We start from the raw sequence: 25081 nt of genomic DNA, 5'->3' as shown, positions 1-25081 counted from the left end.
TTCTGCTGGGCGTCGGAGAACTTGAGCGTGATGCCCGCGTTCTTCGCCGAGTCCTGCACGGACTTGGTGTTCGCGGTCCGCCAGCCGCTCTCCGCACCGACCTGGGAGAAGCCCATGGTGATCGAGTCGGCACCGCCGTCCGTACCTGCGCTGGTGGCGCCGCCGCCGCCGCTGCTGCCGCAGCCTGCGGTTAACAACGCTCCGGCCGCGATCAGGATGAGCGCTGACATTCTCTTCGACATGACGACCTTCCTTGTCCTGTTGGTGAAATCGATCAATGAAGCAGAGCGGTTCTCGCCCTGTCGGTGCTGTCGCGGGCGATGAGCTGAGGAGGCACGATCAGGTGCTCGTGGCCGAACGGCTCGGCCGGCTCGATCTGCTTGAGCAGCAGGCCGATGCTGAGCCGGCCGACCTCGCCGAAGTCCTGCCGGACCGTGGTCAGCGCAGGGGTGAAGTACGCCGCTTCCGGGATGTCGTCGAAGCCCACCACGCTCACCTGCTCGGGCACCTTGACACCGGCCTCCGAGAACGCCCGCAGCAGGCCGAGCGCCATCTGGTCGTTGGCCACGAACACCGCGGTGACCTCGGCGACACGGCCGGCCAGGATCTTGCCGGCCCGGTATCCGGATCTGGGGGTCCAGTCGCCCGTCAGCGGCTCGGGGATCGCCCGGCCGGCGACCGACAGAGCGGCGCGCCAGCCCTCGCGCCGTCCCTCCGCCTCCAGCCAGTCGTCCGGTCCGCTGACGTGCCAGACGGTTTCGTGACCGAGGCCGAGCAGGTAGGCGGTCGCCTGCCGGGCGCCTTCGACCTGGTCCACGCTGACCACGGACACGTCGCCTCCGTGCCGGCCCTCGACCGCCACCGCCGGCAGCCCCGCGGGCAGGTCGGCGAGGGCCTGCGCCGCAGCGCGTTGCGGCGCGACCACGACCACGCCGTCCACCCCCTGCTCGGCCAGGTGGCCGATGGCCTCGTTGACCCCCGCCCGGTCGATGGTGCGCAGGCTCATGATGCTGACGAAGTAGCCGGCCGCCCTGGTGGCCTGTTCGATGCCGTAGACGGTGCTGGCCGGGCCGTACAGCGTGGTGTCGAAGCTGACCACCCCGAGCCGGTGCGAGCGCCGGGTGACCAGCGCCCGCGCGGTCAGGTTGCGGCGGTAGCCGAGGACGTCGATGGCGTGCAGGACACGCGCGCGCGTCTCCTCCCGGACCTTCGGATGGTCGTTGAGCACCCGCGAGACGGTCTGGTGCGACACGCCGGCGAGTTTGGCCACATCAGCCATGACCGGCAGGTGGCGCTCGGCAGGTGGCCCCAATGCGTCCCCTTCCGGCGGAGGGTTGTGGGTGCTGAGAGCAGGGCGGATCGCTTCATGAGTGGGGGGCTCCTCGGCGTCGCACGGCTGTTAGCGTTAACATCGCGAGTGCGGTTCGCGGCCGTGGTGGGCGCCACGCTAGGTCGCCGCGCCGAAGGCTGTCAAGGATTGTTTTCGGGCAAAACTCGATTAACTTTCGTCAGCCTTGCGTCGGCGCGGTGCTCTCCCGGATGATCAGTTCGGTGCCGAGTTCCACGCGATGCCGGGTCGGGAACTCGCCCCGCGCCAGCTTGAGCAGCATCTCGGTGGCGGCGGAGGCCATCTCGGTGAGCGGCTGGCGGACCGTGGTCAGGGGCGGGTTCATCCACCGGACCGCGGGCAGGTCGTCGAAGCCCACCACGCTCACGTCGTCGGGGACGCGCAGGCCGAGCCGGTAGGCGGCGCGGTAGACGCCGGAGGCCTGGCCGTCGTTGCAGGTGAAGATGGCCGTCGGCGGGCAGGGCAGCCGCAGCAGCCGCTCGGCCTCGGCCAGGCCGCCCTCGACGAGGAAATCGCCCCGGCCGATCAGCTCCGGGTCGACGCGGACGCCGGCCATGTCGAGGGCGGTGCGGAATCCGTCCAGCCGGGCCCGGCTGGCCAGGGCGTAGTCGGGCCCGGCGATGGCGGCGATGCGCCGGTGCCCGAGGCCGAGCAGGTGGCGCGTCGCCATCAGCCCGCCGTTCCAGTTGCTCGCGCCCACCGAGGGAACCGCGGGGGCGGGATCACCCCTCGGATCGAGCAGGACGAGGGGGATGCCGCGGGTCGCGAGCTGCTCGCGCTGCGCCTCGGTCAAGCTGGAGAACACCGAGATCACACCGATGGGACGGCGGCTCAGCACGCCCTCGATCCAACCCTTGCCCGGGGTGTCGCGGTGCTGCAGCTGCGACAGCACCACGGCCAGCCGGTGCTCGCGCGTCACCTGCTCGACCCCCTTGGCGATCTCGGTGGGATATTCGCCTTCCAGCGCGTGGAAGACCAGCTCGACCAGGGATGCGGAGGTCGCGCGGCGCCGTTGCGGCCGGTAGCCGTGCTCGCGGATGAGCCGCTCGATGAGGGCGCGGGTCTCGGGCCCGACCTCGGCGCGGCCGTTGACGACCTTCGACACCGTGGCGGTGGAGACTCGGGCCAGCTCCGCGAGCTGCGCGATGGTCAACGGCTGGGACTTGGTGGCGCCGTCGTCGGGCGAGCCATCGGCCGTGCTCATGGCGGAATTCTAACGAGCAGTTTCGGCGCCACCTCGCTCACGTTTCGGTGTTCTTGCGAGCAAGTTCTTGACGAATTTCGGAGCCCGCACGTATGGTCCCGCATTAACGATCGTGACTGTTTCCGAAAGTTTCTGAGCTGCGCGTATTTCCGAAGGAGCGCAGCATGACCCCCCGTCCATGGGCCGCACGGCTCAGGAAGAGATCACCTGTGAAGCTCCGTACAACCGCACCGATCGTGCTCGCTGCAGCGCTCGTCCTCACCACCGCCGCCGCCTGCGGAGGCGGTGGATCGGCGCAGCCGTCAGGCGACGGCAAGTCGTTCGAGTTCTGGTCGTTCACCGGCATCAACCAGAAGAAGTCCGTCGAGGACTACCAGAAGGCCAACCCGGGCGTTGAGGTGAAGCTCACCGAAGTGGGCACCTCGGTGGAGACCGCACAGGCGCTGACCACGGCGCTGGCCGGGGGCAAGGTGCCCGATCTGGTGCTCATCCAGGGCGACGACCTGCCGAAGTTCGTCCAGCAGCCGCAGAACTTCCAGGACCTGCGGCAGTACGGCGCCGACAAGATCAAGGGCGACTACCTCGACTGGGTGATCAGCCAGTCCACGGCCAAGAGCGGCGAGATCATCGGCATCCCCACCGACGTGGGAGGCATGGCCGTGGCCTACCGGACCGACCTGTTCAAGGAGGCCGGGCTGCCCACCGACCGCGAGGAGGTGAGCAAGCTCTGGCCGACCTGGGACGCCTTCATCGAGACCGGCAAGAAGTACACCGCCGCCACCGGCAAGGCGTTCGTCGACAACGCCGCCACCAGCGTGTTCTACCAGGCCGTCAACCAGGGCCCGCAGAAGTACTACGACCCTTCGGGCAACGTCGTCTACGCCACCAGCCCGCAGGTCAGGACGGCCTTCGACCTGGCGATCAAGACCGTGCAGGCCGGGATCACCGCCAAGCAGGACTCCTTCGAGGAGGGCTGGAGCGTGGGGATGGGCAAGGGCGACTTCGCCGTGGTCTCCGCGCCGTCGTGGATGCTCGGCTCCATCCGTGACAACGCCCCCGGCACCAAGGGCAAGTGGGACATCGCCACGATCCCGGGCGGCTCCGGCAACTGGGGCGGCAGCTACCTGGCAATCCCCAAGGGCGCGGCCAACCCGAAGGCGGCCTGGGACTACATCTCCAAGACGCAGTCGCCGCAAGGCCAGCTCGACCACTTCGCCGACTCCGGCGCGCTGCCCACCACGCCGTCGGTCTACCAGGATCCCAAGCTCACCGGCCTGAAGGACCCCTTCTTCTCCGACGCGCCCACCGGGAAGATCTACACCGACTCGCTGCTCGGGCTCAAGCCGTTCCTCATCGGGCCGGACAGCTCCGCCATCGGCCAGGAGTTCCTGAACGCCATCACGAACGTCGAGCAGGGCAAGGGCGATCCCGCCAAGGCGTGGGACGCGGCGCTGGCCAACATCAAGACCGCGATCGGCAAGTGACGTGACCACGACGCTCAGCCCGTCGCGGGTCATGCCCGAGGCCGAGGCGCGGGTGCGGCAGAGCCTGGCCGAGCGGGTGGCCCCGTACGCCTACATCGCCCCGTTCTTCCTCCTCTTCGCGGTCTTCGGGCTCGTCCCGCTGCTGTTCACCTTCTACGTCGCGCTGTTCGACTGGAACCCGATCGGCGAGCACGTCTTCATCGGCTTCGACAACTTCACCCGGCTGCTCGGCGACACCCGCTTCTGGAACGCGGCCTGGAACACGATCAGCATCTGGCTGCTGTCCACCGTGCCGCAACTGCTGATCGCGCTGGTGCTGGCGCACCTGCTCAACCACGCCCGGCTCCGGCTGGCGGTGTTCTTCCGCATGTCGATGCTGGTGCCGTACATCACGTCGGTGGCGGCCACCACGATCGTCTTCGCCCAGATGTTCGACCGTGACTACGGCCTGCTCAACTGGCTGCTCGGACTCGCCGGCGTGGGGCCGATCGACTTCCTGCAGTCGGGGTGGGGGAGTCACGTGATGATCGCCGTGATGGTGACCTGGCGCTGGTTCGGCTACACCACCCTGCTCTATCTGGCCTCGCTGCAGGCCGTGCCCCGCACGATCTACGAGGCCGCCGCGGTGGACGGCGCCGGCGCGTGGAAGCAGTTCCGGCACATCTCCATCCCGTCGCTGCGCCCGGTCATCGTGTTCACCGTGGTCACCTCCACGATCGGCGGCCTGCAGATCTTCACCGAACCGCTGCTCGTCTCCCGTTCCGCGCCGCTGACCTGCGGGCCGGTGCGGCAGTGCCAGACGCTCACGCTCTTCCTGTACGAGCAGGGCTTCGGCCGGTTCCAGTTCGGCTACGGCGCGGCCATCGGCGTGGCGCTGTTCGTGCTGATCATCGCCATCGCGGCGCTCAACTACGTCCTGTCCGCCCGTATCCGCCCGGAGCGATGATGAAGAAGGCCGACCGGGTCCGCTGGTGGACCTACCTGCTGCTCGCGGTGGCCACGCTGGCCTGCGTGTTCCCGCTGTACTGGATGTTCGTGGTGGCCACGACCGACACGGCGACCGCCACCAGGCTGCCGCCGGAGGTCGTTCCCGGCGGGAACTTCTTCCACCTGGCCGGGCTGGTCTTCTCGACCGTGCCGTTCGTCCGCTCGATCGTCAACAGCCTCGTCGTGGCCGGCACGATCGGCGTGGGGCACGCCGTGTTGTGCTCGCTGGCCGGGTTCGCCTTCGCCAAGCTGCGCTTCCGCGGCCGCAACGCGCTGTTCCTCGTCGTCGTGCTGACCATGACCGTGCCGACCCAGCTCGCCGTCATCCCGCAATACATGATCATCTCGTCGCTGGGGTGGGTGGACACCCTGCAGGCGCTCATCGTGCCGGGGCTGGCCAGCGCGTTCGGCATCTTCTGGATGCGCCAGCACCTGGCCACCACGATCAGCGACGAGATCCTGCAGGCCGCCCGCATCGACGGGGCCGGCACCTGGCAGATCTTCTGGCGGATCGCGTTCCCGCTGGTGCGGCCGGCCGCGTTCGTGCTGGGGCTGCTCGGGTTCGTCACCGCCTGGAACGACTTCCTGTGGCCGTTCATCGTGCTGAAGTCGCCCGAGATGTACACCGCGCAGATCGCCATCAAGGCGCTGCAGAACAGCTACACGGTGGACCTCGGCCTGGCCATGTCCGGCTCGTTCCTGGCCACCCTGCCGCTGATCGTGCTGTTCGTCTTCGTTGGCAGGCGCATGGTCGCCGGGATCATGGACGGCGCCTTCAAGGGCTGATCCCGCGCACCCGTGAGCTGGGTGCTCGTGCCCGCGGCCCGTGATGTTAACGCTAACAATTGCCTCATTCTCGTTTCTGGAGCGTCGTCATGCCCAAGTTCAGCCACCTGTCCGCAGCCGGGTCGGGGGGAGTGGCAGCGGTGTTGTTGAGCACAGCTCTGGTGTCCACGGGGAGTGTGGCGGAGGCCGCCACGCCATGGACGCCGAAGCCCTCCTCCACCTCGACCGACCAGGGGGACGGCACGTACTCCGTGCCGCTCCTGCGCTCCGACGTGCCGGACATCAGCGTGGAGCGAGTCCCGGCCGCCGAGAACGACGAGGGCAGGGACGTCTACTACATGATCAGCACGACGATGCACCTCAGCCCGGGTGCGCCGATCATGAAGTCCTACGACCTGGTGAACTGGGAGATCGTCAACTACGTCTTCGACCGCGCGAGCATCGGCGACGCCTTCTCGCTGCGCAACGGCCAGTCGTCGTACGGCCAGGGCCAGTGGGCGTCCTCCCTGCGCCACCACGACGGCATGTTCTACGTCGTCTTCAACACCAACAACCTCGGCGGCGCCTACGTCTACCGCACCGACGACATCGAGAACGGCGCCTGGCAGCGAACGTCGCTCGGCCGGAGCCTGCACGACCCGTCGCTCTTCTTCGACACCGACGGCACGCCGTACATCTTCTACGGCTCCGGAGGCACGAGCGCCGTCCGCCTCGACGCCGGCCTGACCGCCATCGAGCAGGACCACCCGAACATCTTCCGGGCGAGCGACTACGCCGGCAGGCCCTTCATCGGCGGCCTGTTCGAGGGCGCCCAGTTCTACCACATCGACGGTTACTACTACGCGGTCATCATCACCTGGCCGCCGGGGCAAGGTCGCCAGGTCGTCATGCTCCGCTCGAACGAGCTGCTGGGCCGCTACACGTCGGCGGGCGGGGTGAACACCTACGAGGCGCGCGGGGTGCTCAACTCCAACGGCTTCGCTCAGGGCAGCCTCGTACCCATCGCGCGTGGGGGCGGCCGGACGGACTGGTACGGCATGTTCTTCCGCGACACGTTCCCGATCGGCCGCATCCCGGCGCTCATCCCCGCCACCTGGCAGGACGGCTGGCCGACCTTCGGCGACAACGGGGCCGTGCCGGTGGACGGCCTGTTCGGCAAGCCGATCAAGCTCGGCCAGGCGGAGGAGACGCTCGAACGCCAGAAGAGCATCGTCGCCTCGGACGACTTCGCCAACGACGCCCCGCACAAGGCGTACATGGACGAGAAGTGGACGATCCCCGAGCCGCCCGACGTGGACGAGACACTCATCGGCGTCGAACTCCTGGACAACCCGGGCTTCGAAGCCGAGACGGTCGCACCGTGGGGCGCGCAGTACGGCGCCACCCTCGGCCGGGACACCACCGATCCCGCCGCGGGCAGTTCGGCGCTGAAGGTGAGCGGACGCACGCTCAACGGCTCCAGCCCGAACCAGCTCCTGGCCGGGAAGATGCAGCGCGGCGTGACCTACACCGTGTCAGCGAAGATCAAGTACACCTCCGGCCCGGCCGGCGTGCGGTTCAACCTCGTCGCCGACTGGGGCGCGGGCGTCCAGGTGATGGCCTCGAAGGAGGTCCCGTCCGGCCAGTGGACGACGGTGGCCGGCCAGTACACCGTGCCGGAGACGGCGAACCCGGAGGCGTTCAGGTTCGCGGTGGAGACGCCGTGGGGCAGCCCGCAGCCGCCGTCATCCACCGTGGAGTACCTGATCGACGACGTGTCGATCGTCGGGCAGCCGGTGACGGCGGAGTACCCGGCGCAGGAGGAGCTCGCTGCCAACGGCTCCCGGCTCGACCCGGTGTGGCAGTGGAACCACGCCCCCGACAACCGCTACTGGTCGCTCACCGCCCGGGACGGATGGCTGCGGCTGACCAACGGCAAGGTGGTCACCGGCGCGTACCGCCACACCAAGCTCGCCGACCGGCCCGAGCTGGCCTGGTTCGAGGAGGCCCGCAACACGCTGTCGCAGCGTACGTTCGGGCCGCGGCAGTCCGTCGAGACGAAGATGGACATCTCCGGTATGAAGGATGGCGATGTCGCGGGCCTGGCCGCCTACAACCGCGGCTTCTCCTACATCGCGGTCAGGCGCGCGGGCGGCGTCAGCACGCTCGGCGTCGTCAACCGCGTGCAGCCGTTCGCGGCCGACCTCGACCAGGCCGCCCTCGAGAGCTTCCTGCCGGGCACGACCGTGGCTCTGGAAGACGTGACGGAGGTGCACGTGAAGGCGGACCTCGACTTCGCCTCACCGCCCGGACAGTTGTGGACCGCGTTCTCCTACAGCCTCGACGGTCTCCACTGGACCCGGCTCGGCGGACGCGTCGGCCCGCAGAGCCTCGACGGCAGCCTCGCGCACTTCATGGGCCACCGCGTCGGCCTGTTCAGCTACGCCACCCAGGAGCGGGGCGGGCACGTCGACTTCGACCACTACCTGATCAGCGACACGCTGACCGCGCAGGGCCGCCCGCTCGACACGACCGGCCTCGACGCGGCCATCGCCCATGCCGGCACTCTCGACAAGCGCGACTACCCGAAGGACGCCTGGGCGGCGATGCGCGCCGCGCTCGCCGCCGCGAAGGCCGCGCGGGCCGGCGCCTTCGGCACCCAGAACCAGATCGACGCGCCGGAACGCGCGCTCAGCCGGCAGCTCGCCCGGCTCGCCACGCTCAAGGCCGCCGCGCCGTCGATCGAGGTGTCCGCCCAGGCGGAGGCCCGCTGCACGGGCGGCAAGGTGACCTTGACGGTTCGCGTGACCAACAACGAGCGGACCCACGTGTCGGCGTGGGCGAGCTCGCCCCACGGGACGAAGCCGCTCGGGACGATCCCGGCCGGCGAGCAGAAGTCCCGGTCGTTCCCGGCCCGGGCGGCGAGCGTGCCGGCCGGCGAGGTGACGGTGACCGTGACCGCGCTCGTGCACGGCAAGCCGGTGCGGGCGTCGCTGGTCGCGCCGTACGCCGCCCGCTCCTGCCGTTGACTCCTCTCCTCTGACGGGAGGGCGGCCCGGTGGTCCGGGCCGCCCCTGACCATCAGCGCTGCAGTGTCAGCAGGCCCGGCCGGTAGGGCAGGAGGCCGTAGTCACCGCCGGAGTTGGGGCTGCGTCCCTGGTAGAGGAGCTGCAGGTTGCAGGGGTCGACGGTCATGCTCTGGTCGGCGCTGGTGCGGATCAGTTCACCGTGGCTGATGTCGTTGGTCCAGGTGGCGCCGCTGTTGGCCTTGCCGGCGAAGGGGTTGCCCTCGGTGGCGGCCTGGGGAGTCCACGAGCCGTTGAGGCTGGTGGCGGTGAACGAGCGGAAGTAGCGGCCCTGGGAGCCGATCGCTTCGACGATCATGAGGTACTTGTTCTGGCCCTGAAGCTTGTAGACCTGGACGGCTTCGAACAGGTTGTTCGTGGTGTCGCTCATGATCACCGTGGAGTTGCTGCCGAAGCTGCCGGGGAAGTTGCCGATGGGCATGCTGGCCCGGTAGATCTTCCCGTTGTCGCCGGCGAAGAACAGGTACATGTTGGTGCCGTCACCGATGAGGGTCTGGTCGATGGGGCCTGTGCCGGAGCCGGAGATGCTGCCGGAGAAGAGCACCTGCTGCGCGGACCAGCCGTTGGGGTTGGTGGGGTCGCTGGAGGTGCGGTAGGAGAAGGCGGTGCCGCCCCACTGGTAGGCGAGTACCCAGATGTTCTTGGGTGCGAAGTAGAACAGCGTGGGCGCGACAGTGGAGTTCGACATCGTGTTCTGGCTGGCCGTGGCCATTTCGGACCAGTTGGTGAAGAGGCTGAAGTTCATCGAGCCCCACCTCGTGCCCGTGTCGTGCGTGGTGGCGTAGACGAGGTGCCGGCCGTTGTAGGGGGCGACGGTGAAGTCCTTGAGGGAGACCCAGCCCGCCTTGGGGGTGGCGAGGGGGCCTGTCGAGGTCCAGCGGTAGGTGGAGGGAAGATCGCACTCGCCGGGGTTGCCGCCGCCGTCCACGCGGACGAGCTGCCACTGCTGGTTGTTGCCGCCCCAGTCGTCGTACTGGACGATGTTGGCGCCGTCGGCGGTGGAGGCGCCCTGGACCTCCAGGGCCTTGTTGCTGTGCCGGGAGATGAACCGCACGTGGCCGTCCGAGCTGTCGGCCAGCCGCCACTGCTGGTTGGTGCCGTTGGTGTCGCTCCACTGCACGATCGCGCCGCCGTTGGCGGTGGAGAAGTTGTGCACGTCGAGCACCTTGCCGGAGTGGCGCGACTTGATGCGGTAGTAGCCGCCGCCGGAGTCGACGAACTGCCACTGCTGCTGGTTCTGGTTGTTCCTGGCCCACTGGGTGATGCGGGCGCCGTCGCTGGTGGCGAGGTTGTAGACGTCCAGGGCCTTGCCGCTGTTGCGGTTGACCAGGACGTACCAGGCGTTGGTGTCGACGGTGGCCGCGTTGGCGGGCTGGGTCTGCAGGGCGATGAACAGGCTCGCCAGTAAGGTGGCCACCGTCGCGAGGACGGACAGGGGGTTGAATGTCACGTCTGTTCCTTTCTGTCAGGGGGTGGTGAGGTCGAAGCGGCGTACGGTGACCGCGCCGCCGAGGGACTGGGTGGCGTAGTTGAAGATCCCGAAGCGGTAGCCCATGAAGAACTGCCAGGCGTTGTTCAACGTGAAGGCCGGGCCGAGACTCACGAACGTGCTGCCGTCGGTGCTGTAGGAGAAGCGGGCCTGCCTGCCGGACCCCGGCCGGATGTCGGCGCTGACCCGCAACCAGATCCGGCCGCCCGAGACGGCCGCGCTCGCCGCCTCGGTGCCGGTGCCGGTGGTCTGCCACGAGCTGTTCATGGTCAGGCCGTTCGTCATCACGACCCGGCTGACGCCGTTGTCGCGCTTGACGCCGATCCAGGCCGACTGGTCGCGCAGCATGGCCAGCCCGGCGCGGTCGCCGTCGCTCATCTGCGAATAGTCGAGTTCGATCGTCGCCGTGGACGACGGGCCCTGGATGCGGTGGGTCAGCGTGTTGCGGGCGTTGTAGAGGTCGCCGGTGACGGTCGCGGTCTGCAGGCGCAGGCCGTTGCCGGTGGAGAAGCGGCTGGTGTCGGGGTTGTGGTTCCACTCCCAGCGGTGGCCGAGGCTGCCCGAGGTGAAGGTGTCGGGGCCGATCATGGACGCCACGGTGCGGCTGGTCTGGATGTTCGGCTTCGGGTAGGTGACCCCCCAGCCGCCGTTGACGGTCTGCACGGTGGGCCAGTCGCCGCTCCAGGTGATCGGCGCGAGCGCCGGGACCCGGCCGCCGGGGTAGGCGTCGACGAACGACATGTAGTACCAGTCGCCGTTCTGCGTCTGGACGAGCCCGCCCTGGTGGGGGACGCCGCCGCCGGAGATGGGGCCGGGCATGTTCAGCAGGACCTGGCGCATCTCGTACGGGCCCCACGGCGAGGTGGAGCGGAGCACGTACTGGCCGTTGGCGGGGCGGGTCAGCCAGATGTAGTAGTAGCCGTTCCGCTTGTAGAAGCGGGCGCCCTCCAGGGTGCCGACGCTGCTCGGGGTCTGGAACACCTGCTGGGCGCGCACCTGGCTGAGCCCGTCGGCCGAGAGCTGGGCGACGCTGATGGTGCCGTTGCCGTAGGCGACGTACATGGTGTCGTCGGTGTCGACCAGCAGGCCGGCGTCGTAGTAGCAGTTGTTGATCTGCGAGCGCTTGGTCCACGTGCCGTCCACGGCGGAGGCGGTGTAGACGTAGGTCCGGTTGAACTCGACGCAGCCGATCCAGTAGTACGTGTTGTTGCTGGGCCGGTGGTTCAGGGTCGAGGCCCAGATGCCCTTCACGTACGCCCGGCCGCCGTTGAGGTCGTAGGCGCCCGAGCCGAAGTCGAGCCTGGGAACCGAGTGGCCGGCGTACTCCCAGTCCACGAGGTTGTAGGAGCGAAGGATCGGCGCGCCCGGCGAGTAGTGCATGGTCGAGGCCGAGTAGTAGTAGGCGTCGCCGACCCGGATGATGTCGCCGTCGGCGAAGTCCTGCCAGACGACCGGGTTGGTGTAGCCGCTGCCGCCGCCGTCCACGCGGACGAGCTGCCACTGCTGGTTGTTGCCGCCCCAGTCGTCGTACTGGACGATGTTGGCGCCGTCGGCGGTGGCGGCGCCCTGCACTTCGAGGGCCTTGTTGCTGTGGCGGGAGATGAACCGCACGTGGCCGTCCGAGCTGTCGGCCAGCCGCCACTGCTGGTTGGTGCCGTTGCCGTCGGCCCACTGGACGATGCCGGCGCCGTTGGCGGTGGAGAAGTTGTAGACGTCCAGGACCTTGCCGGAGTGGCGGGACTTGATGCGGTAGTAGCCGCCGCCGGAGTCGACGAACTGCCACTGCTGCTGGTTGCCGTTGTTACGGGTCCACTGGGTGATGCGGCCGCCGTCGGCGGTGGACAGGTTGTAGACGTCCAGCGCCTTGCCGCTGTTGCGGTTGACCAGGACGTACCAGGCGTTCGTGTCGACCGTCGCGGCCGACGCCTGGGGCGTGAGGAACACGCCCACGAGAAGCAGGGACGACAGAACCGCGAGCAGGCGCCTCACAGGAACCTCCAGAGGTTGTTGTTCGTGCCGTTGTCGTCGGCGAGCACGACCTGCGCGCCCTGCGACACGCCGGCCAGGCCGAGGACCCGGCCGCCGCCGGCGCACTGGATGCGGAAGGCGGCACCCGACCCGTAACGCAGCCGCCAGCGGTGGTCGGCGGTGCCGTTGTCGGCCCACTGCACGACGCGCGTCCCGGCAGCGGTGCCCATGTTCTCCACGCCCAGCACCTTCTGGCTGTGGGAGTTGCGCAGCCGCAGGTAGCCGCCCGTGTCGACGATCGCCGTCCACAGGTGGTCGGCCGTGCCGGTGTCGCCCCACTGCACGACGAGCGCGCCGTCGGCCGTGGACATGCCGGTGACGCCGAGCACCATCCCGGTGCCGACGTTCTGGAGGCGCCGCGCGCCGTTCGGCACGAACCGCCACTGGTTGTCCGGGCTGCCGTTGTCGGAGTCCTGGACGACCTGGGCGCCGTTGGCCGTCGAGCCGTTCTGGATGCCGAGCAGCTTGGAGCTGTGCACGTTGCGGATCTTGACGGAGCCGTCGCCGGCGTCGGTGACCGTCCAGCGGTGGTCGGCGGTGCCGGTGTCGCCCCACTGGAGCACCCGGGCGTTGTCGGCGGTCGACATGTTCTCGACCCCGAGCACCTTGCCGCTGTGCACGTTGCGGAAGCGCAGGGCGCCGCCGTCGGTGACCGGGACCCAGTCGTGGTCGGCGGTGCCGTTGTCGGTCCACTGCAGGGCCAGGCCGCCGTCGGCGGTGGACATGTTCTGGATGCCGAGGGCCAGCCCGCTGGCCGCGTTGACCAGCCGGAAGCTCGCCGTGCCGGTGCCGCCACCGGTGTTCCAGTAGACGACGTAGTTGTGGTCGTGGGCGTCGTAGAACGGCGCCAGCCGCACCTGCGCCCCGTTGGCCGTGGCCGTGAAGGTCAGCGAGGAGGTGCTGGTCCGGGCGATCGAGGAAGGGACCAGGGCGGGGGCCGACGAGAGGGCGGTGTTGCCGTAGTCGCCCGACAGCACGACAGGGCCGTAGGTGACGGCCTGCACGCCGGGGTTGTCGTTGGCGGCCTTCATGACCACCCGCATGGGCAGCCGCACGGTCACGGTGTCGCCCGGCGCCCACGTCCGGGTGAGGTCGGCGTAGGTGCCCGGCGTGGCGGCGATGTCCTGCTGGGCTCCGTTGACGCTGATCGTCGCGCCCTGGGTCCAGGCCGGGATGCGGATGCGTATCGTCCACGATCCGCCCACGTTGCCGGTGACCTGTAAGGACGTGGTGTCGCCGACCGGGTAGGAGGTGGTCTGGGTGACGGTGATGCCGCGCTGGCTCCAGTCGAGCGTGGAGGGCACGAACAGGTTCACGAACAGCGTGGTGCCGTTGTGGAAGTAGATCGAGTCCATCAGCTTGGTGTTGGTCTCGATCCCGGTGCCCTGGCAGCACCAGAAGGAGTTGTAGTCGGTGCTCCAGGTGCCTCCGCCCCAGGCCGGGCCGACACCCCGCCGCCCGCCCGGGTTGAGCGGGGTGAAGTAGGTGACGTGCCCGCGGGCGTCGGCCGGGTTCTGCTGCCCGATCAGGTGGTTGAGCAGGGCGTTCTCGTAGTAGTCGAAGTAGTCGGCCCGCGACGGCGACAGCAGCCACAGCTCCCGGGTCAGCTTGAGCATGTTGTAGGTGTTGCAGGCTTCGCCGGTGTCCCTGGTCAGGTGGGCGGCGATCGCGTCGGGGGCGCGGAAGTGCTCGGCCTGGCTGTTGGAGCCGTTCACGTACGTGTGCGCGCCGACGGTGATGGACCAGGCGTTGGCGGCTATGTCGCGGTAGCGGGTCGTGCCCGTCGCCTTGTACTCCCGGGCCGCCCCGATCCACTTGGGCACCTGCGTGTTGGCGTGCAACCCGTTGAGCCGGTCCTGGCCCGCGGCCAGCGGGTCGAACACGGCCGCGTGGTCGAACCTGCGGGCCGTGGCCAGCCAGCGGGCGTCGCCCGTCATCTGGTACAGGTCCGTCAGCACGGCGTTCATGCCGCCGAACTCGGTGCCGAGCATGGCCTGCATCTGGCTGGAGCTGAGCCGCGAGGTGCGGGTGTCCACCCATCCGGCCAGGGCCAGCAGCACGGTCCTGGCCTGGGTGTTGCCGATCAGCCGCCAGACGTCCAGCAGCCCGGCGAGGGTCTTGTGGATGCAGTAGTACGGCACGTTGCCGTTGCTCAGGGTGCGGTTCTCCACGGCCGTGATGTCCGACTCGGGGAAACCGGACAGGTAGCCGCCGGTGAATCCGGCGGCGCCGTTGTTCGCCTGGCACCTGGCCAGCTCGGCCACCATGTAGGCGGCCTTGTCGCGGCAGGTGGTGTCGCCGAGCACGGCGTAGGCCTGCGCCCACGCCGTCAGGAAGTGGCCCTGCATGTGCGACCGGAACGGGAAGCTGGGTGCGTCCCAGCCGCCGTTGGCCGCCGCGCCGCCGGTAGAGAGCCGGTGGTTGGCCCGGAAGACGTAGAGGAGCCGGTCGACATCGACGAAGCGCAGGTAGCTGAGGGTGCGGTTCTGGTTGTCCAGCAGGCGACCGGAGGTCAGCCGGACCTGGCCGAGATCGAACTCGTAGGCCGAGACGCCGATGTCGGATCTGGCCCAGGGGAGTGCGGCCAGCGCGGGAGACGCGCCGGCCACCTGGCCGGCGACCGAGAGCGCGGCGGTCGCGCCCGCGGCCTGCAAGAGCTGACGACGGCTCAAGGACATGCGGAACTCCTTGGGGATGGGGGGTGGTGACCGGCCGCCGCCGGTCACGTGTTCACCGGGTCAGGTCTCCGGCTCGCCGGTCAGGGCGGCCGGGGAGGAGACGCCGCCAGTGTGCGTGTTAGCGTTAACATCCCGTCGGTCGGGCCCGGAGGCCTTCCGCGGACCGTCCGGCAGGGCCGAACAGCGCGGGCGCCGGTCGCGACGAGTGTGCCGTCGCCGGGGATGAGAGGGGACATCCTGGGCTCCTTCACTGGATCGCAGACGGGCCATCCAACTTGTTAGCGCTAACAACCAATCATGCAGAGCTGTGTGGCCCACTCCGTTGGGCGCGCTGTGGCGGAGTACATCCGACGGTCCGGTCCGGCGTCAACGAGGCGCACCCCTCGCCGGCTCGGGCGTTGCCGTCGGAACGCCTCCCCGCCTGGAGTTTCGCCTCCACGAAGATCACGCCGCACTGCTCGTGCTTGTGAAAGTTTCACAGAAGTTACCAGATGGCAATGGGGTAATTTGCGACGGATGAGGGGTTAAGTTTCTGCCCGGGCATGGTTGACGGGCCGCAGTCAGGGCTTTACCTTCCTGCAGAGATCCGCGGTCCGTGACGCGGCGGAGAACACCCACCGAACGCGTCTGTGCTCACCCCGACAGAACGAGACGACGACGTTCACGAGCACCTTCCGCTGCCCCGGAGACCGGTGCGTGGTCAGTGGCCGGGCGGAAGCGCTCCCGACGAAGCGTGCCGGTACCGGCGCATCCGTACCGGCCGGCTGACGGACGGACCACAACACCCTGCAGGGGAGCGAGAGTCGAGATGGCTGATTTATCGCGAAGGCAAGCGATCAGGTTCGGCGCGGCGGGAGCCGGAGCCGCGATGTTGCCGCTGGGATGGACGGCCGCCGCCCGGGCCGCCTCGGCGCCTCCTCGGGAGGTGAGCGCCGCGAACGATCTGGCCCTGTGGTACGACGAGAGCGCCGGCACCGACTGGCTGCGAGCGCTCCCGATCGGCAACGGCCGCCTGGGCGCCATGGTGTTCGGCAACGTCGACACCGAGCGGTTGCAGCTCAACGAGGACACCGTCTGGGCCGGCGGACCGTACGACCAGAGCAACCCCGCGGGGGCGGCGGCGCTGGGCCAGATCCGGCAACTGGTCTTCCAGAACCAGTGGGGCCAAGCCCAGACCCTGATCGACCGGAACCTGCGCGGAAACCCGGTGGGACAGCTGGCCTACCAGACCGTCGGGGACCTGCGGCTCGGCTTCGGCAGCGCCGCCGGGGTCGCGGAGTACAACCGCTACCTCGATCTGACCACCGCCACCACGGTCGTGTCCTACACGCAGAACGGCGTCCGGTACCGGCGCGAGGTGTTCGCGAGCGCGCCCGACCAGGTGATCGCCATCCGCCTGACCGCCGACAGGCCGGGCTCGATCACGTTCTCCGCGACGTTCGGCAGCCCGCAGCGGACGACCCGCTCCAGCCCCGACGGAACCACGGTCGCGCTCGACGGCATCTCGGGCGACATGGAAGGAGTGGCCGGGTCCGTCAGGTTCCTGGCACTGGCCCGGGCCGTCGCCGACGGCGGCAGCGTCAGCAGCTCCGGCGGCACCCTGCAGGTCAGGGCCGCCAACAGCGTGACGGTGCTGGTCTCCATCGGCTCCAGTTACCGCAACTTCCGCGACGTCGGCGGCGACTACCAGGGCATCGCGCGACGCCATCTCGACGCCGCCACCGGCAGGAGCCACGACGACCTGCGCGCCCGGCACGTCGCCGACTACCAGCGGCTCTTCGGGCGCACGACGCTCGACCTCGGCCGCACCGCGGCGGCCGACCAGCCCACCGACGTGCGGATCGCTCAGCACGCGAACACCGACGACCCGCAGTTCTCCGCGCTGCTGTTCCAGTACGGCCGGTACCTGCTGATCTCCTCCTCGCGGCCGGGCACCCAGCCGGCCAACCTGCAAGGCATCTGGAACGATTCGCTCGCGCCGGCCTGGGACTCCAAATACACCATCAACGCGAATCTGCCGATGAACTACTGGCCGGCCGACACGACGAACCTGTCCGAGTGCTACGAGCCGGTGTTCGCGATGATCGACGAGCTCGCGGTCAGCGGCGCCCGGACGGCCCGCGTCCAGTACAACGCCGGCGGGTGGGTGACCCATCACAACACCGACGCGTGGCGGGGGACGTCGGTCGTGGACGGCGCGTTCTGGGGCATGTGGCAGACCGGTGGCGCCTGGCTGGCCACCCTCGTGTGGGACCACTACAGCTTCACCGGCGACCTGGAGTTCCTCCGGCGGCACTACCCCGCGATGAAGGGCGCCGCGCAGTTCTTCCTCGAGACCCTCGTGCCGGAACCGACCCTCGGCTATCTGGTCACCAACCCGTCGAACTCTCCGGAACTCGCCCACCACGCGGATGCCAGCGTCTGCGCCGGCCCCACCATGGACAACCAGATCCTGCGGGACCTGTTCAACGGCTGCGCCCAGGCCTCCCAGGCGCTCGGCGTCGACGCCGACTTCCGGGCGCGGGTCCTGGCCGCCCGGGACCGGCTCCCGCCGATGAAGATCGGCTCGCGCGGCAACATCCAGGAGTGGCTGTACGACTGGGTCGAGACCGAGCCCAGCCATCGGCACATCTCCCACCTCTACGGCCTGCACCCCAGCAACCAGATCAGCAAGCGGGGCACCCCGGCGCTCTACACCGCCGCGCGGCGCACCCTGGAACTACGCGGTGACGACGGGACCGGCTGGTCACTCGCCTGGAAGATCAACTACTGGGCGCGGATGGAGGAAGGCAGCCGGGCGCACGCGCTGCTCCGCCTCCTGGTGACGACGGCCCGCCTGGCTCCGAACATGTTCGACCTGCACCCGCCGTTCCAGATCGACGGCAACTTCGGCGCGACGTCCGGCATCGCCGAGATGTTGCTGCAGAGCCACAACGGCGAGCTGCACGTGCTGCCGGCACTGCCGCCGGCCTGGCCGAACGGCAAGGTGCAGGGTCTTCGGGGACGCGGCGGCCACACCGTGGACGCGACGTGGAGCTCCGGCGGGGCCACCGAGATCCTCATCAGGTTCGACCGTGACGGGACAGTCAACGTGCGCAGCCGGATGTTCGCCGGAACCTACCAGGTGGTCGACACCACGACCGGCGATGCCATCACCGTCGCCGAACCAGAGGACGACGTCATCAGGCTGACCGGCCAAGCCGGTCGTACGTACCGCATGACCGGGTCCGGCCCCGCGCCGGCGAGCTACGTGCGGATCGCCAACGCGACCACCGGCCTGGTGCTGGACAGCGGCGGGAACGTCGCCTCCGGGTCGAACCTCAAGCAGTGGAACTGGGACGGCAGCACCAACCTGCAGTGGCAGCTCGTGGACCTGGGCGGCGGCTGGTACCGCATCGTCAACCGCACCAACGCCATGGTCATCGACAGCTGGGGCAACACCGCCAACGGCGCCAATGCCCGGCAGTCGGCCTGGAACGGCGGCGCCAACCAGCAGTGGCGACTCAACAGCACGGGCAACGGCCGCCACCAGATCATCAACCGGGGCACCGGCACCGCCCTGGACGGCATGGGCAGCGGCACCGCCGGCTCCACCGTCGCCTTGTGGACGCCGAACAGCAGCACCAACAACCAATGGACGATTACCGGCGTGTGACCGCCGGGCCGCCTGACCCGCTCGGCGGGCGGCGGCATGGCCGCGCGGCGACCGCGACCGGTGACCGGGCTCCTGTCGCTGAGCCCGGTCACCGGCCGCGCCGCTCCCGTCCTGGCGCTGTGAGGCTACGCGGGGTTGTAGCTCCACTTCTGGTTGCTGCCGCCCCAGCAGCTGTAGAGCTGCAGCCCCGTGCCGTTGCCGGTGCCGCCGCCGACGGCGTCGAGGCACAGCCCGGACTGCACGCCCACGATCGTGCCGTCGGAGTTGACGCGCCACTTCTGGTTGTCGCCACCCCAGCAGGAGTAGATCTGGACCCTGGCACCGTTGCCTGTGCCCCCGGCGTCCAGGCACTTGTTGCCGTACACCCTCAGCTCCCCAGCCGAGGTCTGGGCCCACTGCTGGTTGGACTGGCCGTTGCAGTCCCACAGCTGCACCGCGGTGCCGTCGGCGGTGCCGGCGTTGGGCACGTCCACGCAGCGGCCGGCAGCCGTGCTCCTGATCTGGCCCTCGTCGCCGCCGGGCGTCGGCGTCGTGGTGCCGCCGTTGAGCGCGTTGAGCACCGCGGTGTAGGCGGGCTTCTTGTTGCCGTTGCCGTCGAAGAGCAGCGGGGCGGCGCCTGCGCCGAGCCAGGAGTCGCTGTCACGGACGCCCCAGACCGTGATGCCGGTACAGCGCGGCACCGCCAGGCAGTCGTTGACGACGTTGGCGTACGTGGTGGCCGAGCCGCCCTGGATGTCCAGCTCGGTGATCTGCACGTCGACCCCCAGCGCGGCGAAGCTCTGGATGGTCGTGCGGTAGTTGCTGTTGTAGGGGCTGTTGCTGTTGAAGTGCGACTGCAGGCCCACGCAGTCGATCGGCACGCCGCGGGCCTTGAAGTCCCTGACCATGTTGTAGACGCCCTGCGTCTTGGCCCAGCTCCAGTTGTCGATGTTGTAGTCGTTGTAGCACAGCTTGGCGGCCGGGTCGGCGGCGCGCGCGGTGCGGAAGGCCACCTCGATCCAGTCGTTGCCGGTGCGCTGGAGGTTGGAGTCACGCCGGCCGCCGGAGTTGCCGTCGGCGTAGGCCTCGTTGACCACGTCCCAGGCGTAGATCTTGCCCTTGTAGTGGCCCATGACGCCGTTGATGTGGTTGATCATCGCCTGGCGCAGGGAGCTGCCCGACAGCTGCTGCATCCAGCCCGGCTGCTGGGAGTGCCAGGCCAGGGTGTGCCCGCGCACCCGCTTGCCGTTCTGCACCGCCCAGTTGTAGACCCGGTCCCCGGCTGTGAAGTTGAACTGCCCCCGGTTGGGTTCGGTGGCGTCGATCTTCATCTCGTTCTCGGCCGTGATCATGTCGAACTCGCGGTTGGCGATCGTCGTGTAGGCGGAGTCGCCGAGCCTGCCCGAGGCGATGGCGGTGCCGAAGTAGCGGCCGCTCTGCGCGGCGGCCGCGCCGAGGGTGCTCGCCGCGGCATCGGCCGGAATCGCCGTCGCCAGTGCCGTGACCAGGCCGAGTGCGCCGAGCGCGCCGGCGATCAGCGTCCGGCGGTGTGCGCCGAGCGGCCGTCGGGCGGTAGGTGGGGACATGGCGTTGACACGCATGCTTGAGCCTCCGTATGCGAATCAGGGGGAAGGGTTCGTGCGGGACACCCCCGGGGGACCGGCGCCGCGCCCCGACGGGGGCGCACACCACAGGCGTGGGGACGGCGGTCTCCCTGCTGAGCACCACCGAGCCGGTAGGGGAGATCACCTCGGGCACTCAGTGTGGGAATGTCGCCGAAAATTGTCAAGGATGTAGTGAAAACTTTCGGGAGCGCCAGCCGCCGGCCGTCCTCGTTGTACTGGCTCAAGGTGCGACTTGCTGCTCTTGAAACTTTCGGCCGGTGTCGGCGGGCGGGGCTGGGGTGAAAGTTTCACGGCGAGGCTCTCGCTGGTCGGCTGCGGCAAGAGCCGAAAATCCGAGGTGAGCGCGCCCCGCCGCCAGCTCCTCCGGCCGGCTGCAAGCTAAGGCACTCTTGACAGTACCTTTCTGTCTCGTATTTGCTCCGTCCCGCCACCACCTCCACACCGGCCCGGGGATATCTCGTCCAGCCAGCGCCATTGTTAGCGCTAACAGCGGAGAGGCGGAACAATGAAGCGAAGCGAACCGCGGCGAAGGCACGCGGGCGCCGGAGCCGCCCTGGCGGCCCTGATCACGGCGGTGGTCACCGCGCTGTCCCTGTTCCTCACGGCCGCGCCGCAGGCGTCGGCGGCGGTCCTGACCGAGGTGACGAACTTCGGGGCCAACCCCGGCGGTCTGCGGATGTACCTCTACGTCCCCGACAGGCTGGCGTCCCAGCCGGGCGTCCTGGTGGCGATGCACGGCTGCAACGGCTGGGCGCCGGGATTCCACCAGGGAACCGAGTTTGCCTCGCTGGCCGACCGGCACGGATTCATCGTCATCTACCCGCAGGCGAACAAGAGCGCCAACGGCATGTCGAACTGCTTCGACGTGTGGTCGAACGAAGCCCTGCGCCACGGCGGCGGCAGCGACCCGGTGTCGATCGTCTCCATGGCGAACCACGTGCTGCAACGCTACAACGGCGACCCGCAGCGGGTCTTCGCCACCGGCTTCTCCTCCGGCGCGATGGAGACCCTCAATCTGCTCGCCACGTACCCGGACGTGTTCAAGGCCGGCGCGCCGTTCGCGGGCGTTCCCTACGGTTGCCTCGGGCCCGCCGGGTGCGGCGACAAGACGCCGCAGCAGTGGGGCGACCTGGCGAGGAACGCCTATCCCGGCTACACCGGGCCCCGGCCGCGCGTGATGGCCTGGCACGGCACCGCCGACTCCGTGCTGCCTTACACGATGCTGCAGGAAGAGGTCGACCAGTGGACGAACGTCCACGGGCTGGGCCAGACCCCCACCTCCACGGACAGCCCGCAGTCCGGGTGGACCCGGCGGGTGTTCGGTTCCGGGCAGGTCGAGGCGTACACCATCACCGGAGCCGGTCATGATCTGCCGCGGCCGGGGATGGCCGCGCACGCCATCCGCTTCTTCGGCCTGGGCGGCGGCTCGTCCACCACGACGCCGACCCCACCGCCCGCCGGCCAGATCAAGGGAGCCGGCTCCGGGCGTTGCCTGGACGTGCCCGGCGCCGCCACCGCCGACGGCACCGCGGTGCAGCTGTGGGACTGCAACGGGGGCGGCAACCAGCAGTGGGCCGCCACCTCGGCGGGCGAGCTCCGGGTCTACGGCAACAAATGTCTCGACGCGGCCGGCACCGGCAACGGCGCCGGCATCCAGATCTACTCCTGCCACGGCGGCAACAACCAGAAATGGCGGTTGAACGCCGACGGCACCATCACCGGCGTGCAGTCCGGGCTGTGCCTGGACGCCGTGGGCCAGGGCACCGCCAACGGCACCCGGCTCCAGCTCTACTCCTGCCACGGCGGCGCCAACCAGCGCTGGACCCGCATCTGACACGCCGCTCCGGATCCTGAAAGGTGATCATGAAAGTTCGGTTCGGTGCCTCACCCGGGCGCGGGGTGCTTGTGATCATGATGCTGCTCTGTGTCATGACGATGGTCCCGGGCACGGCCAGGGCGGACAACCCGATAGTGCAGACGATATACACCGCGGACCCCGCTCCACTGGTGCACAACGGCCGGGTCTACCTCTACACGGGACACGACGAGGACGGCTCGACGTACTTCACCATGAAGGAGTGGCGGGTCTGGTCGTCGGCGGACCTGGTGAACTGGACCGACCACGGTTCACCGATGAGCGTGGCCACCTTCAGCTGGGCGAGCGCGGACGCGTGGGCGGGCCAGGCCGTCCACCGGAACGGCAAGTTCTACTGGTACGTCCCGGTGAAGGACCGGGCGAGCGGCCAGATGGCCATCGGCGTCGGGGTCTCCAACAGCCCCACCGGGCCCTTCACGGACGCCATCGGCCGCCCCCTCGTCAGGAACGGGGAGATCGACCCCTCCGTCTTCATCGACGACAACGGCCAGGCCTACCTGTACTGGGGCAACCCCAACCTCTGGTACGTCAGGCTCAACGCCGACATGATCTCGTACTCCGGCAGCCCTACCCAGATCCCGCTCACCACCGCGGGCTTCGGCACCCGCACCGGCAACCCGAGCCGGCCCACGCTGTACGAAGAGGGCCCCTGGGTCTACAAGCGCAACGGCCTCTACTACAACGTCTTCGCCGCGAAATGCTGCTCGGAGTTCATCGGTTACTCGACAGCACCCGGCCCCACCGGCCCCTGGACCTACCGAGGGACGGTCATGCCGACGCAGGGCAGCAGCTTCACCAACCACCCCGGCGTCATCGACTTCAACGGCGGGTCCTACTTCTTCTACCACAACGGCGCCCTGCCGGGCGGTGGCGGCTTCACCCGCTCGGTGGCCGTCGAGAAGTTCACCTACAACGCCGACGGGACCATCCCCACGATCAACATGACCACGACCGGAGCGCCCCAGGTGGGCACGCTGAACCCCTACGTCCGCCAGGAGGCCGAGACGATCGCCTGGGAGTCCGGCGTGGAGACCGAACCGTCCGGCGAGGGCGGCATGAACGTCGGGTGGATCGAGAACGGCGACTACATCAAGGTCAAGGGTGTCGCCTTCGGCTCCGGCGCGACGTCCTTCAGCGCGCGGGTGGCCTCGGCGACCAGCGGTGGCCGGATCGAGCTCCGCCTGGACGGGGTCAACGGCATACCGGCGGGGACGTGCACCGTGCCGGGCACCGGCGGCTGGCAGACGTGGACGACGGTCACCTGCCCGGTGAACGGCGCGACGGGCACCCGTGACCTGTACCTCAAGTACACCGGCGGCGGCGGCTACCTGTTCAACGTGAACTGGTGGCAGTTCACCGGCACCACCCTCCACGCCGGGACGCCGGCGGGCACCGGAGGTCTCTCCCCCGACGACGCCTCGTTCCAGCAGTCCTGAGCCGATGCTCCCGCCGCCACGGGAGCGGCGCAGGGCTCATCCATCCAGACGCATCGCAGTCCGCACCAAGATCGGAGTTACGTGATGTCAGGACGCGGCTCTCTTCTCACCACGATCGTGGTCGCTGTCGCGGCACTGCTCGTACTGGCCACGGGCCGGGCGGCGATGAGCAGCGACACCGGCACAGCCGCGGCACCCGCCGGCGCCCTCGCGACGAGCGCCGGATGCGGCAAGACCCCGGCACTGAGGAGCGGTACGCAGTCGATACAGACCAGCGGCAAGAACCGCTCCTTCATCCTCCGGCTGCCCGACAACTACCACAACGGCACCCCCTACCGGTTGATCTTCGGCTTCCACTGGCGGGGCGGCACCGCCGCCGACGTCGACTCCGGCGGGACCAGCGGCTATCCCTGGTCCTTCTACGGCCTCCGGCAGCTGTCGAACAACGGCGCGATCTTCGTCGCACCCCAGGGCTTCAACAACGGCTGGGCGAACAGCAACGGTGAGGACGTCACCTTCGTCGACGACCTGATCCGGCTCATCGAGGCGGATCTCTGCGTCGACACCTCGCAGCGCTTCGCCACCGGTTTCAGCTACGGCGGCGGGATGAGCTTCTCTCTCGCGTGCTCGCGGCCGACGGTCTTCCGGGCGGTCGCGGTCTTCTCCGGCGCGCAGCTCAGCGGGTGCAGCGGCGGAACCCAGCCGGTCGCGTACATGGGACTGCACGGCATCGGGGACACGGTGCTCGGCATCGCGCAGGGACGGGCGCTGCGTGACAGGTTCGTCCGCAACAACGGCTGCACCGCGCAGAACCCGCCCGAGCCGGGTTCGGGCAGCCGCAGCCACATCGTCACCACCTACTCCGGGTGCCGGGCCGGTTATCCGGTCGTCTGGGCCGCGTTCGACAACGGTCACACTCCCGCCCCGGTGGACGGCACCTACACCGACAACGGCATCACGACCTGGACCAAGGCGGAGGTGTGGAAGTTCTTCTCCCAGTTCGGCAGCTCCTCGACGCCGACCCCCGCACCCGGTGGATGCACGGCCACGATGGAGACCGTCAACTCCTGGTCCGGCGGTTTCCAGTCCACCGTGACCGTCCGCGCCGGCGGCAGCGCCGTCAACGGCTGGACGGTCGGCTGGACCTGGCCGGGCGGGCAGACGATCAGCAGCCTGTGGAACGGCGTCCGCTCCGGCTCCGGAGCCGGCGTGACCGTACGCAACGAGGCCTACAACGGCTCCATCGGCCCCGACGGCACCACCACGTTCGGCTTCACCGCCGGCGGCGCCGCGGCCACCCCCGCCCTCACCTGCGACGCTTCCTGAGGGAGGGGAGCCAGTTGCGCTGGATCATGAGATGGCTCCTGGCGGTGTCGCCGGCCGCCGGTTCGCCGGCCAACCAGCGGTGGAGCCGCCTCTGATGCCCCGGCGGCGGTGATGC

At 69.2% G+C, this 25081-nt stretch carries 14 protein-coding genes and 1 pseudogene; 8 read left to right on the top strand and 7 right to left on the bottom strand.

From position 1 onward, the window contains the following. From AB0I79_RS53445 to AB0I79_RS53435, 3 genes and pseudogenes are all read right to left on the bottom strand, one after another. Nucleotides 1-242 (bottom strand): annotated as a pseudogene (locus AB0I79_RS53445) (LacI family transcriptional regulator); the annotation flags it as partial. A gap of 32 nt (nt 243-274) precedes the next feature. Then, nucleotides 275-1279, bottom strand: a complete 1005-nt coding sequence (locus AB0I79_RS53440; protein WP_357891688.1) for a LacI family DNA-binding transcriptional regulator — start codon at nt 1277-1279, stop codon at nt 275-277. A gap of 229 nt (nt 1280-1508) precedes the next feature. Next, the gene (locus AB0I79_RS53435) at nt 1509-2552 is read right to left on the bottom strand and encodes a LacI family DNA-binding transcriptional regulator (protein ID WP_357891685.1); all 1044 of its coding nucleotides are present in this window, start codon (nt 2550-2552) and stop codon (nt 1509-1511) included. A 209-nt stretch (nt 2553-2761) separates the two neighbouring features. Here AB0I79_RS53435 and AB0I79_RS53430 point away from each other — a divergent pair, with 209 nt between their 5' ends. From AB0I79_RS53430 to AB0I79_RS53415, 4 genes are all read left to right on the top strand, one after another. Continuing rightward, nucleotides 2762-4036: an extracellular solute-binding protein gene (locus tag AB0I79_RS53430; RefSeq protein ID WP_357891682.1), complete on the top strand. Its 1275-nt coding sequence runs from the start codon at nt 2762-2764 to the stop codon at nt 4034-4036. 1 nt (nt 4037) lies between these two features. Next, on the top strand, nt 4038-4982 hold the full coding sequence (locus AB0I79_RS53425) for a sugar ABC transporter permease (protein WP_357891679.1): 945 nt from the start codon (nt 4038-4040) through the stop codon (nt 4980-4982). Next, nucleotides 4979-5809 carry a carbohydrate ABC transporter permease gene (locus AB0I79_RS53420; RefSeq protein WP_357891676.1) on the top strand — a complete coding sequence of 277 codons (831 nt, stop codon included), beginning with the start codon at nt 4979-4981 and terminating at the stop codon, nt 5807-5809. The genes AB0I79_RS53425 and AB0I79_RS53420 overlap by 4 nt, the downstream gene beginning before the upstream one ends. A gap of 89 nt (nt 5810-5898) precedes the next feature. Further along, nucleotides 5899-8817, top strand: a complete 2919-nt coding sequence (locus AB0I79_RS53415; protein ID WP_357891673.1) for a family 43 glycosylhydrolase — start codon at nt 5899-5901, stop codon at nt 8815-8817. 52 nt (nt 8818-8869) lie between these two features. Here the strand turns inward: AB0I79_RS53415 and AB0I79_RS53410 are convergent, their stop codons facing one another. Genes AB0I79_RS53410 through AB0I79_RS53400 form a run of 3 tightly spaced genes read right to left on the bottom strand, consistent with a single transcriptional unit; the run spans nt 8870 to nt 15069 of the window. Beyond that, nucleotides 8870-10324 carry a non-reducing end alpha-L-arabinofuranosidase family hydrolase gene (locus AB0I79_RS53410; protein WP_357891670.1) on the bottom strand — a complete coding sequence of 485 codons (1455 nt, stop codon included), beginning with the start codon at nt 10322-10324 and terminating at the stop codon, nt 8870-8872. Between the two features lie 15 nt (nt 10325-10339). Then, nucleotides 10340-12352 (bottom strand): RICIN domain-containing protein, encoded by a 2013-nt coding sequence (locus tag AB0I79_RS53405; RefSeq protein ID WP_357891667.1) that lies wholly within the window; start codon nt 12350-12352, stop codon nt 10340-10342. Then, entirely contained in the window at nt 12349-15069 is a 2721-nt protein-coding gene (locus tag AB0I79_RS53400; protein ID WP_357891664.1) for a beta-L-arabinofuranosidase domain-containing protein, read from the bottom strand. Before AB0I79_RS53400 ends, AB0I79_RS53405 begins: the two co-directional genes overlap by 4 nt. 868 nt (nt 15070-15937) lie before the next feature. On the opposite strand from AB0I79_RS53400, the gene AB0I79_RS53395 reads away from it, so the two are divergent. After that, complete coding sequence (locus AB0I79_RS53395; protein ID WP_357891661.1) at nt 15938-18724, top strand: glycoside hydrolase N-terminal domain-containing protein; 2787 nt, start codon at nt 15938-15940, stop codon at nt 18722-18724. 125 nt (nt 18725-18849) lie between these two features. Here the strand turns inward: AB0I79_RS53395 and AB0I79_RS53390 are convergent, their stop codons facing one another. Beyond that, nucleotides 18850-20304, bottom strand: coding sequence for an endo-1,4-beta-xylanase (locus tag AB0I79_RS53390; RefSeq protein WP_357891658.1), 1455 nt, complete (start codon nt 20302-20304; stop codon nt 18850-18852). A gap of 529 nt (nt 20305-20833) precedes the next feature. Here AB0I79_RS53390 and AB0I79_RS53385 point away from each other — a divergent pair. The 3 genes from AB0I79_RS53385 to AB0I79_RS53375 all read left to right on the top strand — a co-directional run bounded on the left by AB0I79_RS53385 (nt 20834) and on the right by AB0I79_RS53375 (nt 24966). Beyond that, nucleotides 20834-22162 (top strand): PHB depolymerase family esterase, encoded by a 1329-nt coding sequence (locus AB0I79_RS53385; protein ID WP_357891655.1) that lies wholly within the window; start codon nt 20834-20836, stop codon nt 22160-22162. Between the two features lie 95 nt (nt 22163-22257). Beyond that, nucleotides 22258-23640, top strand: a complete 1383-nt coding sequence (locus tag AB0I79_RS53380) for a glycoside hydrolase family 43 protein (RefSeq protein WP_357891652.1) — start codon at nt 22258-22260, stop codon at nt 23638-23640. An 84-nt stretch (nt 23641-23724) separates the two neighbouring features. After that, nucleotides 23725-24966, top strand: coding sequence for a cellulose binding domain-containing protein (locus tag AB0I79_RS53375; RefSeq protein ID WP_357891649.1), 1242 nt, complete (start codon nt 23725-23727; stop codon nt 24964-24966). Nucleotides 24967-25081 lie beyond the last annotated feature (115 nt).

It is taken from the genome of Nonomuraea sp. NPDC050202 (genome assembly GCF_040656115.1).
Classification (GTDB): Bacteria; Actinomycetota; Actinomycetes; order Streptosporangiales; family Streptosporangiaceae; genus Nonomuraea.
This window is presented reverse-complemented; position numbering and strand designations above follow the sequence as displayed.

Bases quoted from the DNA above. Each gene is read 5' to 3' on its own strand.
- AB0I79_RS53435 (WP_357891685.1), bottom strand. From the start codon at position 2,552: ATGAGCACGGCCGATGGCTCGCCCGACGACGGCGCCACCAAGTCCCAG.
- AB0I79_RS53380 (WP_357891652.1), top strand. From the start codon at position 22,258: ATGACGATGGTCCCGGGCACGGCCAGGGCGGACAACCCGATAGTGCAG.
- AB0I79_RS53395 (WP_357891661.1), top strand. From the start codon at position 15,938: ATGTTGCCGCTGGGATGGACGGCCGCCGCCCGGGCCGCCTCGGCGCCT.
- AB0I79_RS53385 (WP_357891655.1), top strand. From the start codon at position 20,834: ATGAAGCGAAGCGAACCGCGGCGAAGGCACGCGGGCGCCGGAGCCGCC.
- AB0I79_RS53375 (WP_357891649.1), top strand. From the start codon at position 23,725: ATGTCAGGACGCGGCTCTCTTCTCACCACGATCGTGGTCGCTGTCGCG.
- AB0I79_RS53400 (WP_357891664.1), bottom strand. From the start codon at position 15,069: ATGTCCTTGAGCCGTCGTCAGCTCTTGCAGGCCGCGGGCGCGACCGCC.
- AB0I79_RS53440 (WP_357891688.1), bottom strand. From the start codon at position 1,279: ATGGCTGATGTGGCCAAACTCGCCGGCGTGTCGCACCAGACCGTCTCG.
- AB0I79_RS53420 (WP_357891676.1), top strand. From the start codon at position 4,979: ATGATGAAGAAGGCCGACCGGGTCCGCTGGTGGACCTACCTGCTGCTC.
- AB0I79_RS53390 (WP_357891658.1), bottom strand. From the start codon at position 20,304: ATGCGTGTCAACGCCATGTCCCCACCTACCGCCCGACGGCCGCTCGGC.
- AB0I79_RS53415 (WP_357891673.1), top strand. From the start codon at position 5,899: ATGCCCAAGTTCAGCCACCTGTCCGCAGCCGGGTCGGGGGGAGTGGCA.